The organism is Microlunatus aurantiacus (assembly GCF_039536605.1).
GTDB lineage: Bacteria > Actinomycetota > Actinomycetes > Propionibacteriales > Propionibacteriaceae > Microlunatus > Microlunatus aurantiacus.
Genome location: NZ_BAAAYX010000024.1, coordinates 1 through 11,096, shown reverse-complemented (window position 1 = coordinate 11,096; position 11,096 = coordinate 1). Strand labels below are relative to the sequence as shown.

Here is an 11,096-nt window from a genome sequence, read left to right as displayed (position 1 = left end):
TGGACATCCTTCCGAGGCCGAAGCCCCTGATCTCGGATGTCCGTCAAACCGGGTCACTCCCACCTCCCGGGACAGACCGGCGATGTCGGTGAGCCACACCAGTGACTCGATGCCAACCGCGCTGCGGATAGCCACCGCCAGCCGATGGATGTTCGCCTTCCCGAGCCGTGGCTCCAGAGGCGCCAGCGCATCCACGAACCAGCCGATCGCCCGGCCCTGCCGCAGCGGAAGGTCCGTGGCGTCGCTCTCAAGTGAGAGCCGCAGCATCGTCCGTTGCTGCCCCTCGGACTCCAGCACCAGGCCGATGAACGTCTCGATGGCCAAGTCGAGGCGGGTCACGGGGTCGTCGCCCGGCTCGTCGGGCAGCAGCGACGACGTCTGGATCTCGGGGTGTGCGGCGATCAGCAGCGCCTTCTGACTGGGGAAGTAGCGATAGCCGGTGGTGCGCGACACCGAGGCCGCCTCGGCCGCCTGCTCGACGGTCGGCGAGGCCGTCCCTGCCGCGATCAGTGCCCGGGTCGCGGCGATCAGCTGGCTGCGGGTGCGTGCCTTCTGCCGGGTCCGGCCGGACTCCTCGTAGACCGTTGACATGGGGTTCACGGTACCAAAATGTCGTTATGGGACTTGAATCCCATAAACGATGAAGGGGCGACGTCATGGACACGCTGACAGCCACAGTCCGGCAGCAGGGTGAAGGCGAGCAGGCCTGGTTCTGCGGCGGCGGGACGTTCACCTGGAAGGTGACCGGGGCAGAGAGCGGTGCTGCGTTCTTCATGTTCGAGGACCAGCTCGAGCGGGGGAAGGTCACTCCGCTGCACCTCCACCCCCATGCTGATGAGACGTTCTACCTGCTCGAAGGCGAAATCCTGCTGCATATCGACGGCGAGGAAACCACGCTCGGCGCGGGCGGGGTAGCAGTGTTCCCACGCCGCATCCCGCACGCCTTCATGGTCACCTCACCGACCGCCAGGATGCTGGCCTTCCAGAACCCGGCCGCCGGCGAGGCGTTCTACCGGCATGCCAGCGAGGACCACCCCACGCCCGTCGACTTCGACCGAATCCGTGCCGCCGCTGAGGCCACTGGTGCGATCGAGATCCTCGGCCCGCCGCCGTTCTGAGCTGTCGGCGCCGCGACGCATTGATCCGTGTTGTGGCGCAAATGACGACCCCGTGGCACGGACGAACGGACAAGCGGTTCGCCGGCGCTGAAGTCCGTTCGCCGATCCGGGCCCGGGTAACGTCTGATCTCTGGGCACGGCCCCGAGTCCGCCGGTGGGTTCAGCAGTCGTCCCACGGCCCGGTTGCCGGCCAGGCGTTGCACCAACAGCAAGCCGGCAGGGGAGGATGCCACCGGAGGTTGGGGTGCTTGCGGGTGAGGTGCGCGTCCACCGCCCTTTTGCGCGCCGGGGCGGCTGGCGCCGGCTCCTGGGACTCTGACACTGCAATATCCCGTTCTTTGGCGGAATCAACTAACGAACTCGCGTTGAGCAGGTGGAATTGCGTCTTCCCTCACACGCGGCCCCAGTGGCGATTGTCGGGTGCGGGCCGGGAGCTCTCGCCGCACCCGGTCGGAGCCCACCTCGTCCTGCCGGCCAGTGGCACGAAGTCGGAGCATATGATGGTGCTGCTCGTTGTCGCTGTGGCGATATACACCCCCGATCACGAAAGAACCTTTACGGGGGTTTGGTCATGTTTCGGGCGGTATGCCCGGTTGGTCGTCGCTCAATCCGGTGAGTCCAAGCTCAGCCCGGCGCTTCGCCTTCCGTCCCCCAGGTCCGACGACCTGGGTTGAGTATTTCGGCACCGGCACCGGCACCGGCACAGGCACCGGCACCGGCGTCGGCTTCTGAACCTCCTGCGCCTCTACCCCGACCCCACCCCCGACCTAAGCACCACCCGCGCTGACCGCAACCGTCGGGCGGTGCATCACTAGACCCGCGAGCGAGCTGCTGTCCAAACTCGCCAGCAACCGGCAGTCGCCACGCTGCTGAGGCTTCCCGCCCTGTCGCCCACACGAGACAACTGAAGACCTGCCGAAACCGTAGGGCCCGATTCGGCTCGCTGCCCGACGCACTCAGCGCCAGACCGCAGCTGCGGGCGGCCGGTTGGCCGGCGACGTCTCCGTTGAACGAGATGAGCACCCTTGCTGGGGGCCACAGCGCTGTCACTTGGGGCAGGCGCATCGCCACCCCTAGGGGTGTGGTGGGCTGGCCGTATCGGCGCTTACATTGAGGGTTAGCTCCGGCGTCGGGCGATTCGCTTCTTAGCGGTCTCCTTTCGGTGGGCGCGTTCGTCGGCGAAGTTCGTAAGTCCGTGCGGTTGGCGGTCACCGTTGATCGACCAGGAACCAATCGGCTGATCTACCCGTCCGTGGTGATGTGTCTGCCGATGGTCGGATGCTGTGCGGGCCGCTGGGAAACGAAGCGTCAAGTCTCCTAGCGGCCCGCCCTGGTTGTTCGCTGGTTCAGGGTGACTGCAGTGCCCGTACGGGGCTGGGGATTGATCGACCGGGTGTGCCCGCGTCGCCGAGCGGTCGCGGTCGGCGTCCCCTCGCAGGAATGGTCGCCACCACGTCTTGTTGATCCTGGCCGACGGACTATCTGGCTGGCACCCGGCGGAGCCCGGAGTGCCGGATGCGCGGCTTCAGGTCGCCTGCTGGATCTTCGAGTCCAATGGTTGGCGTGGTCGCCCCCCAGCTGCTGGATCTGTCGGCCCAGCTGCTCGATCTGTCGGCCAGGCGCTCGTTGTTGGGGATGGCCCGGGTGCCGCGGGGCACTTCCGGGTCTGGGTGTTCAGCCTCAGGTCGGAGAAAGGTGAGCGCCTGGGTTGATGGGTGGTGGGAGTCGGCCATGGTCCCGGCGCGCCGGATCAGGGCGTGGAGTCGGGCCAGCAACTCGTCCAGGGCGAACGGCTTGGCCAGGTAGTCGTCGCCTCCGGCGTCCAGGCCGTCGACCCCGGTCGTTGATGGCGTCGCGGGCGGTGAGCACCAGGATCGGTACGTCGTTGCCGGCGGCCCGCAGCATCCGGGTCGCCTCCAGCCCGTCGAGCCGCGGCATCATCACGTCCATGATCACCGCGTCAGGTCGGTGGGTGGCCAGCAGGGCCAGCGCCTGCAAGCCGTCCTCGACGAGGGTGACCTCGTACCCGCTGTACTGCAGGGAACGCTGCAACGAGTCCCGGACGGCTTGGTCGTCGTCGACGACCAGGACCTGCATGACAGAGCGTGGCCGGGTGCGGCGCGCGACCGACCGCAACGATGGGCGGTCGATCCGTGCAGGAGCCGGATCGGTCAGCGCTGACGGCGCGTCGATCTTGATGGCGACGGGTTCCACAGGTGGGTCGGCTGGCCCGCTAGAGTCGACTGGTAGGACACCGAGAACTGGTAGGAGATCAGATCATGGCGCAGGGAACCGTCAAGTGGTTCAACGCGGAGAAAGGCTTCGGCTTCATCGCTGTCGACGGCGGAGGGGCTGACGTGTTTGTTCATTACAGCGCGATCGCCTCATCTGGTTTCCGGTCACTTGATGAAGGTCAGCGGGTCGAGTTCACTACGACGCAGGGCCCGAAAGGTCCTCAGGCTGCCGACGTCCGTCCCATCTGATTCGCAGCCGCAGCAGCCGCCTCTGGTTGAAGACAGGCAGAGCAGCGAAGCTAAAGGCACCGAACCGAGATCAGTAGTCGGCGCTGCACGGTGCTGTTCGGAGTGCGCCTCGCTGATCGGCTTCGGGCCAGACGGATCTGCCCTCTGCGGCGATCTCGGACCCTCCGCTGCGGGGCACGAAGCCGGCCGCCGTCGACGCTGACGCCGACCTCGGCCTCGACCTCGGCGGAGGATGAGCCCCTGCGGACGTTGACATCACCCGTTCAAAGCCGGGCCGTCAGTGTGACCTTGCCGTCGGCGTGAAAGACGAAGAACAATCTGGCGGAGGAGCAGCGTGTCGGCGCGACACCTGTCACCCCTTCGTTCGTTGCACCACCGCTGCGGACAGGCGCCGTCGGCGGGTCGCCAAGCACGATGATCATCTCGGTGGCGCCGCGAGCCCCTTGATCCGGTGGCGGTCGCGGGTTGACGAGCTTGACGCGGCCTTGGTAGCCAGCCGGCTCAGCTGCTGTCGGGTTGGTCGGGGAACGGGTCGTCGTCGTCGTAGTCGCTGAGTCTTTGCCAATGCGCGTTGTGGCACCACGGGGCACGGGGGCAGCGGACTGGTGGAGCCGATCTCGAGCGGGTAGCTGCAACCGGTGCATTGATAGGTTCCGTGGCCGACGCTGCTGCCGGCGGGAACAAGTTCGGCCATGACTCCACGGTAGCCCGCCGCCGCGTCGTCGTCCCGTCTGCGGTCGGCACTCTCCAGTAGTCCCACCTGCATTGCTGTGGACATATGACGACACATCGGCCACCTCATTGGCCGCCGTGGGACCCCATTCGGCAGCGTCTTGTGACTATGTCGGACGGGGCTTGTTCTCATGGGTGTGGTGAAGGCGTTGGAAGAGATTCTCCCAGCGCGTCGCGATGAGATCCCGGTCGTATGTTCGGGCGTGGGTGGCGGCGGCCTGCCCGAACTGGCTTCGTAGGCTCGGTTGTTCAATGAGCGAGCTGATCGCCGCCGCGAGCTCGGCGGTTTCGCCGGCGGGCACTAGTCGTCCGGTCACGCGGTCTTTGATGAGCTCGGATGGTCCGGTCGGGCAGTCGAATGCCACGACCGGCACGGCGCAACTCATGGCTTCCAGCAGCACCATGGGGAATCCCTCGTAGCGGGAGCTGAGCACGAACAGGCCAGCGGAGCGGAGGACCTCCGGAAGGTCGTCGACGTGACCGGCCAGGGAGATGGTCTCGCTGAGGGCTTGCTCGTCGATCATCGACTGGAGGTGTGGTTGTTCTGGTCCGCTGCCGTAGATGGCCAGTCGCCACTCCGGATGGTCTCGATGCACGAGGGCCCAGGCACTGATCAGTTGGTCGAAGCCTTTCTGAGGAGTGAGTCGTCCGGCGGCCACCACGGTTTGTGATCTCTCAGTCTCAAGTGAGTGGCGCCGAAAAGGCTGGTGGGGGACCGCGTTGGGGATGGATTCGATGTGGGTGTCGGGGAGCAGAGCGCGGTAGGCGTCGGAGTCGGTCTCGGTGAGGGTCACGACAGCGTCCAGGGCCGGGTAGTGCGCGCGGATCAGTTGGCGTCGCGATGCTGCTCGCCGGCCCAGGTGGAGATGTTCTTGGCCGATGGTGATCGCATCGGGTGGAGCGAGTTGGGCGAGGGCGAAGTTTAGCCCTGGATTGGTGCCGATCAGGACGCAGCCGTGCTGGCGGCGCAGGTAGCGCTTCAAGGCGACATCGGTGAACCTCGACACGCGCCCGTACCACTTGTCTCCGGGAGGGAAGATCCGGCTGGGCCACCGTTCCAGGATCTTCCGGGCGGTGCGGCGCAGGAACCGGCGCGGTGCGGTCCAGCCGGGTGCGAAGAGCTGTCGCGACGGGGTGAGGATCCTGATCCGTACTGGATCGGCGATGGGGTAGGAGGGGTCTGGTCGTCCCTTGAGCAGACTGAGGATCTCGACGTCGTGGCCACGTTCGGCCAATGCATTGGCGGTGTTGAGGGTGGTCCGCACGGCGCCGCCGCGCCCGTGAGCGTGACCGAGCAGGAACCTAACCTTCACGAGTCGTCCGAGGAGTGCCGGGTGGTGAGGGCATGGCCCAGCATCCCCCAGATCGTCGCCCCTGGACAGAGTGGCACCGCTCAGCGGTGGACGCTTGTTGCCCATCGGGTGCTGACTGTGCTGCGCCAACACATACCCTCGGCCTCGGCATCCCGTTCCTCGTCGCTGCGGTCGCCTCCATGGTGAGCCGGCCGCCGCCGCGCACGACCTGAATCAAGTCGCGCGGGGTGAGCGAGCTAGTGAACATCCGGACGCTGATGGCCGTGGCCACGGTCATGCTGTGGTCGTCGATGATGAACAAGCCGCGGTGGCCGGTGGTGCCCGAGGTGGTGGCCACCTGGTAGCGGCCCAGCAGGCGTTGCCCACGAGGCCGGGGTCGGCGACGAAGGCCTGTACGGCGTCCAGGTGATCATCCGGTCGGTGACCCAGTCGTCGAATTGGGCCATCAGGTTTTGCTTGTCGACCACGGGCAGCCGGGCGACGTCTGCGACCCGTTCGGGCTGGCCTCGGTACAGCGACCGGTAGAACGGGGAGCTGCGGCGGGCAAGTGCGACGAGGTCGGCGAGCCGCTGCCGGCGGCGCCGCTCCAGTCCGGCCGCGCCTTCCCGCTGGGTCCGGAAGGCGTCGATGATCAAGGAGGGCACCCGATCAGGCATCGTCGTGCCCGGGTCCAGATGACAGGCGGGTGGCGACGCCGAGGAGGTAGTCGCCGCCGATGTAGGTGCGCCAGCGGTCGGCGATGTGCAGCCCGTGGCGGGGTAGCTCAGCGAGGAATTCTCCGGCGGTGAACCGGTCGTCGGTGGGGTGGTCGAACAGGTTTTTGTAGCTGGGCCGGGCCAGTGCGGTGGCGGTGACTTCGTCGAAGAAGAACCGGCCGCCGGGTTGCAGCACCCGGGCCACCTCGGTCAGCGCCTCGCGCCAGCGGGGGATGTGGTGGATGACGGCGAAGTCGAACACCGCGCCGTAGCCGGCGTCGCTGCCGCCGCCGAACGCGGAGAAGGCGGCCGTCAGGTCGGTGGCGGAACCTTCGGCGAGGTTCACCCGGCCTCGGTATCGGGTCAGCCGGTGGGCGGCCTTGTGGATCATCGCCGGGTCGAGGTCGACCGCGTCCACCCGGGCGGCGCCGAAGACGTCGAGGATCAACTTCGTGCCGTAGCCGGGCCCGCAGCCGAGCTCGACAACCCGGGCTCCCGGAGTGCGGCCACCCATCCTGGCCAGCCGTGCGGCCTCGACCCGTTGGAGTAGTCGTCGCGGCGGCGAGTCGACCAGCGCCGACTCCACCCGGTTCATCCGCATAAGGAACCCTTCCTGTTAATAGCGCGATATCAGGATGTTATTCTCTGCGCGTGATGATTGCTAGGGAGGGGTCGATGCTGGCCCAGGACCCGGCCGCGGCGGCGGCGGCGGAGGCGTTGTTCCACAGCCTGTCCGACCGGACCCGGCTGCGGATCGTGCAACGGCTGGCCACCTCCGAGGTGCGGGTGACCGACCTGGTTGCCGAGCTCGAGCTGCCGCAGTCGACGGTGTCGAAGCACCTGGGTTGTCTGCGCGAGTGCGGGCTGGTGAGCGGCCGACCGGAGGGTCGGCAGGTGTTCTACTCCCTGGCCCGGCCCGAGCTGTTCGAGCTGCTCGCGGTCGCCGAGACTCTGTTGGCCGCCACCGGCTACGCCGTGGCCCTGTGCCCGAACTATGGCCGCACCGGCCTGCCCGAGAAGGACACTCATGAGTGACGCATGTGGCTGCGGCGACGACGAGCCCCGCTCAGGCGACGCGACGGAGGCCGGCGAAGACCGGGAGCCGGAGCGCCTGTGGGAGGTGAGCGAGCTGCGGTTCGCCGCACTGTCAGGGCTGTTCCTCCTTGGCGCCCTCATCGTCGGCTGGGCCGCGCCCTCCCGGACCACCGAGGTCCTCCTGTTGGAGGTTGTGGCGCTGCTGCTCGGAGCATGGACCTTCGTTCCGTCCACGCTGCGCCGGCTGGTGAAAGGTCGGATCGGCGTCGGCACCTTGATGACGATCGCCGCGGTGGGAGCGGTCGCGCTCGGCCAGGTCGGGGAGGCCGCCGCGCTGGCGTTCCTGTACTCGATCAGTGAGGGATTGGAGGAGTACTCGATCGCCCGGACCCGGCGCGGGCTGCGGGCGTTGTTGAACTTGGTGCCGGCGCAGGCGACCGTGTCCCGCGACGGGGTGGAGAAGGTGGTGGGACCAGCCGAGCTGCAGGTGGGTGACACGCTGCTGGTGAAGCCCGGTGAGCGGCTCGCCACCGACGGCACGATCGCCACCGGCCGGACCGCGCTGGACGTCTCGGCGATCACCGGCGAGTCGGTGCCGGTCGAGGCCGGCCCCGGCGACGCCGTGTACGCCGGGTCGATCAACGGCAGCGGAGCGCTGTCGGTGACCGTGACCGCGGCCGCCGCTGACAACTCGCTGGCCCGGATCGTCGCCATCGTCGAGACCGAACAGGCCCGCAAGGGCGCCAGCCAGCGCCTCGCCGACCGGATCGCCAAACCCCTTGTGCCGGGGGTGATGATCGCTGCCGCCCTGGTCGCCGGGATTGGCGCCTTGGTCGGGGATCCGCTGCTGTGGCTGGAGCGGGCCCTTGTCGTCCTGGTCGCCGCCTCCCCGTGCGCCCTGGCCATCTCGGTGCCGGTCACCGTGTTCGCCGCCATCGGCGCCGCGAGCCGGCTGGGCGTGCTGGTCAAGGGCGGCGCCGCCCTGGAGGCGCTCGGCACCATCCGCACCGTCGCGCTGGACAAGACCGGCACGCTCACCCGCAACGAACCGTCCGTTGTCGACGTAGCCGCCGTCCCCGGGGTCACTGCGGACCGGGTGCTGGCAGTGGCCGCCGCGTTGGAGGCGCGCAGCGAACATCCCCTCGCCCGCGCCATTCTGGCCGCGGTCGACCAGCCCGAGCCAGCCGACGACGTGGACGCCGTTCCCGGGGCCGGGTTGACCGGCACCATCGGCGGCCGCCCGGCTCGGCTGGGCCGACCAGGCTGGATCTCCCCCGGCCCCCTCCAGGAGACGATCAGCGCGATGCAGCAGGCCGGCGGCACCGCCGTCCTCGTCGAAGTTGACGGGGCGGTGATCGGAGCGGTTGCCGTCCGCGACGAGCTGCGTCCCGAAGCCGCTGAGGTCGTCGCCCGACTGCACTCCTCTGGATACCGGGTGGCAATGCTGACCGGCGACAACACCGCCACCGCCCAGGCGCTGGCCGCCGACGCCGGCATCGGCCCTGACGCCGTGCACGCCGACCTGCGGCCCGAGGACAAGGCCCGGATCATCACCCAGCTGCGGGATGGGCAGCCGACCGCCATGGTCGGGGACGGCGTCAACGACGCACCGGCCCTGGCCACCGCCGACGTCGGCATCGCCATGGGCGCCATGGGCACCGACGTCGCCATCGAAACCGCCGACGTCGCCTTGATGGGAGAGGACCTGCGCCACCTGCCGCAAGCCCTGGCCCACGCCCGCCGGTCCCGGGCCATCATGCTGCAGAACGTTGGACTCTCGCTGGCCATCATCGCCGCGCTGATGCCACTAGCCTTGCTCGGCGTTCTCGGCCTGGCCGCGGTGGTGCTGGTGCATGAGGTCGCCGAGATCATCGTCATCGCCAACGGCGTCCGCGCCGGCCGTGCCCGACCGCTCCCCGCCGATCCGCGCCCGGTCGTCACCGACGGCCAACTCGCCGTCGACCCAGCCCGGTGACCGCCACCTCACCCCGTCAGACCCGAACGCGCTTCCGCTCACGGGCCGTGCTGCTCGGCGTCGCGGTGGCAGTCGCAGCCACCGACCTGGTGACCAAGGCGGTGGCCGCTCGCGCCTTGGCAGGACGGAACACCGTCGACCTGCCCGGACCGGTGGATCTGGCGCTGCTGTTCAACCCGGGCGCCGCGTTCGGGCTGGGCGCCGCCCTGCCGGCAGGCACGCTGGCCGTGGTTACCGCGATCCTGGTCGCCGGACTGTTCTGGTACGCCTGGCATGCCGCCCCCACAACCAATCGACTGGGCCGTGCCGGGTTGGCGATGCTGTTGGGCGGTGCAGTCGCGAACCTGGCGGACCGCAGCATCGACGGGGTCGTCACCGACTATCTGCACACCGGCTGGTGGCCGACCTTCAACCTCGCCGACGTGGCCATCGTGACCGGCGCCGGCCTGCTGCTGCTCAGCACCTTCCGACAGCCGCCTCCCACTGAAGGAGCGGTGCAGTGATGGACGCAACCGTGTCGCGGTCAAACCGCCCGGTCCACCCACGGCCAGCCGACAGCCCCGATCCGAGGACCTCATGAACATCGTCGCAACACTGCTGCAGGCCGCCGGCCTGTTCCTGGTCACCAACATCGACGACATCATCGTCTTGTCGCTGTTCTTCGCCCGCGGCGCCGGCCAGCGCGGCACCACCGCCAAGATCACCGCCGGCCAGTACCTGGGCTTCGGCGCCATCCTGGCCGTCGCCGTCGCCGTCACCCTCGGCGCGCAAGCCTTCCTGCCCGAATCGGCGATCCCCTACTTCGGGCTGATTCCGCTGCTGCTCGGGCTCCGCGCCGCTTGGCAGGTCTGGCGGCGCCGCGGCGACGACGACGACGACGAGCTCGCGGAGGGCAAGACCGTCAGCGTTCTCACGGTGGCGGCCGTCACCTTCGCCAACGGCGGGGACAACATCGGGGTGTACGTGCCGGTGTTCCTCGCGGTCGGCACCGGCGCTGCCGTGGCCTACTGCGTCGCCTTCTTACTCCTGGTGATCGTGCTTGTGCTGGCCGCCCGCTTCATCGCGACCCGCCGGCCCATCGCCGCCGTTCTAGAACGATGGGAACACATCTTGTTCCCGCTAGTCCTGATCGGGCTCGGCCTGGTCATCCTCATCGAAGGCGGCGCCTTCGGCCTATGACGAGAGGGGGGATGGAATGGAACGGGTTATGACGACGCCTGGCCCTGTGGCTGCCGGCTGATTGGTCAGGTGGGGGTGATGTCGTCGACGAGTTTCTGCGGCGGTCGAAGTAGGCCGGGGATGGTTTGGCCCAATCGACTCTTTCCCCGCCGGCGCGGTGGGCCCGAAGTGGAGGACGTAGGAACCGTCCGGGTTGATGGCCAGGTCCGGTTCGCGGGAGCCCGGTCACCGCGTCGCTGCTGATTGTCGATCAGGCAGCGGGTGTCGACGCTTGCAGCTTCACTGCGGGTCGCCGGTCACTGCCCTCAGGTATGGCTGAGGTGAGGGAACGCTTGGGCTGAGCCATGCACGTGGAGAGCGGCTCGGGTGCCGGGTGCGGGGACGGGTGTCCCCGTGAGCCGGGCTTGGACCCTGACGGCGGTCGGGAGGAGCTCGAGCTCGATCAGCGCATCGTGGCCGTAGTAGTCGACCGAGCGGACGACACCGGTGGCGGAGGAGTCAGAAGCCGTGCCGTCGAGTTCGGGTGGTGTGAGCCGGATCTGCTCGGGGCGGAGGATGATCGTGAT

The 11,096-nt window shown here is 68.4% G+C and carries 10 protein-coding genes and 1 pseudogene; 6 read left to right on the top strand and 5 right to left on the bottom strand.

What is annotated here, in order from left to right; all coding sequences use genetic code 11:
- The coding region (locus ABD714_RS20990) for a TetR/AcrR family transcriptional regulator (RefSeq protein WP_344814412.1) at positions 1-591 on the bottom strand (591 nt) is incomplete at its 3' end.
- 65 nt (positions 592-656) lie between these two features.
- On the opposite strand from ABD714_RS20990, the gene ABD714_RS20985 reads away from it, so the two are divergent.
- Positions 657-1,118 carry a cupin domain-containing protein gene (locus tag ABD714_RS20985; RefSeq protein WP_344814411.1) on the top strand — a complete coding sequence of 154 codons (462 nt, stop codon included), beginning with the start codon at positions 657-659 and terminating at the stop codon, positions 1,116-1,118.
- Positions 1,119-2,596: 1,478 nt separating this feature from the next.
- Here the strand turns inward: ABD714_RS20985 and ABD714_RS23115 are convergent.
- A pseudogene (locus ABD714_RS23115) lies at positions 2,597-3,215 on the bottom strand (response regulator).
- A gap of 182 nt (positions 3,216-3,397) precedes the next feature.
- Between ABD714_RS23115 and ABD714_RS20975 the strand changes: the two are divergent.
- Complete coding sequence (locus ABD714_RS20975; protein ID WP_344814410.1) at positions 3,398-3,601, top strand: cold-shock protein; 204 nt, start codon at positions 3,398-3,400, stop codon at positions 3,599-3,601.
- A gap of 839 nt (positions 3,602-4,440) precedes the next feature.
- Here ABD714_RS20975 and ABD714_RS20970 read toward each other — a convergent pair.
- Both ABD714_RS20970 and ABD714_RS20965 read right to left on the bottom strand, forming a co-directional pair.
- Positions 4,441-5,598, bottom strand: coding sequence for a glycosyltransferase family 4 protein (locus ABD714_RS20970; RefSeq protein WP_344814409.1), 1,158 nt, complete (start codon positions 5,596-5,598; stop codon positions 4,441-4,443).
- A 696-nt stretch (positions 5,599-6,294) separates the two neighbouring features.
- Positions 6,295-6,936 (bottom strand): class I SAM-dependent methyltransferase, encoded by a 642-nt coding sequence (locus ABD714_RS20965; RefSeq protein ID WP_344814408.1) that lies wholly within the window; start codon positions 6,934-6,936, stop codon positions 6,295-6,297.
- 59 nt (positions 6,937-6,995) lie between these two features.
- Between ABD714_RS20965 and ABD714_RS20960 the strand changes: the two genes are divergently transcribed.
- The 4 genes from ABD714_RS20960 (at position 6,996) to ABD714_RS20945 (ending at position 10,530) form a co-directional block, all read left to right on the top strand.
- Positions 6,996-7,376, top strand: coding sequence for an ArsR/SmtB family transcription factor (locus ABD714_RS20960; protein WP_344814413.1), 381 nt, complete (start codon positions 6,996-6,998; stop codon positions 7,374-7,376).
- A complete protein-coding gene (locus ABD714_RS20955; RefSeq protein ID WP_344814407.1) occupies positions 7,369-9,351 on the top strand; it encodes a heavy metal translocating P-type ATPase in 1,983 nt (660 codons plus the stop codon). The genes ABD714_RS20960 and ABD714_RS20955 overlap by 8 nt, the downstream gene beginning before the upstream one ends.
- A 47-nt stretch (positions 9,352-9,398) precedes the next feature.
- The gene (gene lspA / locus ABD714_RS20950) at positions 9,399-9,854 is read left to right on the top strand and encodes a signal peptidase II (RefSeq protein WP_344814406.1); all 456 of its coding nucleotides are present in this window, start codon (positions 9,399-9,401) and stop codon (positions 9,852-9,854) included.
- Positions 9,855-9,927: 73 nt separating this feature from the next.
- Positions 9,928-10,530, top strand: coding sequence for a cadmium resistance transporter (locus tag ABD714_RS20945; protein ID WP_344814405.1), 603 nt, complete (start codon positions 9,928-9,930; stop codon positions 10,528-10,530).
- A 305-nt stretch (positions 10,531-10,835) separates the two neighbouring features.
- Here the strand turns inward: ABD714_RS20945 and ABD714_RS20940 are convergent.
- On the bottom strand, positions 10,836-11,096 hold a 261-nt coding region (locus ABD714_RS20940), incomplete at its 5' end, for a TOBE domain-containing protein (protein ID WP_344814404.1).

Coding starts and splice junctions, on each gene's coding strand:
- ABD714_RS20965 (WP_344814408.1), bottom strand. CDS start 6,936: ATGAACCGGGTGGAGTCGGCGCTGGTCGACTCGCCGCCGCGACGACTA.
- ABD714_RS20955 (WP_344814407.1), top strand. CDS start 7,369: ATGAGTGACGCATGTGGCTGCGGCGACGACGAGCCCCGCTCAGGCGAC.
- ABD714_RS20945 (WP_344814405.1), top strand. CDS start 9,928: ATGAACATCGTCGCAACACTGCTGCAGGCCGCCGGCCTGTTCCTGGTC.
- ABD714_RS20975 (WP_344814410.1), top strand. CDS start 3,398: ATGGCGCAGGGAACCGTCAAGTGGTTCAACGCGGAGAAAGGCTTCGGC.
- ABD714_RS20985 (WP_344814411.1), top strand. CDS start 657: ATGGACACGCTGACAGCCACAGTCCGGCAGCAGGGTGAAGGCGAGCAG.
- ABD714_RS20960 (WP_344814413.1), top strand. CDS start 6,996: ATGATTGCTAGGGAGGGGTCGATGCTGGCCCAGGACCCGGCCGCGGCG.